The sequence below is a fragment of the Xenorhabdus yunnanensis genome (genome assembly GCF_028598805.1).
In the GTDB taxonomy this organism is placed as follows: domain Bacteria; phylum Pseudomonadota; class Gammaproteobacteria; order Enterobacterales; family Enterobacteriaceae; genus Xenorhabdus; species Xenorhabdus yunnanensis.
In genome coordinates this window covers 1-642 of the sequence record NZ_JAQRFI010000207.1, presented here as the reverse complement: position 1 = coordinate 642, position 642 = coordinate 1, and the positions used below count along the sequence as shown (strand labels likewise).

The window sequence follows — 642 nt, the reverse complement described above, 5'->3', positions numbered from 1 at the left end:
CGCCCGCAAAGAGTGCCCTCCCAGAGCAAAGAAGTCGTCATGGCGACCCACCTGCCCGATGCCCAGTAGCGCCGACCAGAGCGCCGCCATCTGCTCTTCAACCTCGCCCTCCGGCGCAACATAGCTTTCACGCGCGAAAGACGTTTCCTGCGGAACCGGCAACGCCTGTTTGTCTAACTTGCCGTGGACCGTTAACGGCAGTTTATCCAGCAGTACAAAAGCCGCAGGCACCATGTAATCCGGCAGCTGGCGTAATAACGCCTGCCGCAATTCACCGGTCAGAGACGACGCTTCAGTCTCGCCCTTCTCCGCCACCACATAGGCCACCAGACTGGCTTCATCTCCCGGCGCCGCACGCAGCAACACCATGCCCTGCGCCACCGCCGGGTGCTGCTCCAGAGCCGCGGTTATCTCGCCCAGCTCAATACGGAAACCACGTAATTTCACCTGCTGGTCATTACGGCCAATAAACTCCAGTTCACCGTCTTCCCGATAGCGGGCCAGATCCCCGGTGCGGTACATCCGCTCGCCGCTTGTTGGACTAAACGGATCCGCCAGAAAACGCTCAGCGGTCAGTTCCGGGCGATTCAGATACCCGCGCGCCAGCCCTGCGCCCGCAACATACAACTCACCCACGACTCC

At 61.1% G+C, this 642-nt stretch carries 1 protein-coding gene; it reads right to left on the bottom strand.

Annotation, left to right across the window (positions count from 1 at the left end):
- Positions 1–642 (bottom strand): AMP-binding enzyme (locus PSI23_RS21820; protein ID WP_273557021.1); only part of this gene is annotated, 642 nt, incomplete at both ends.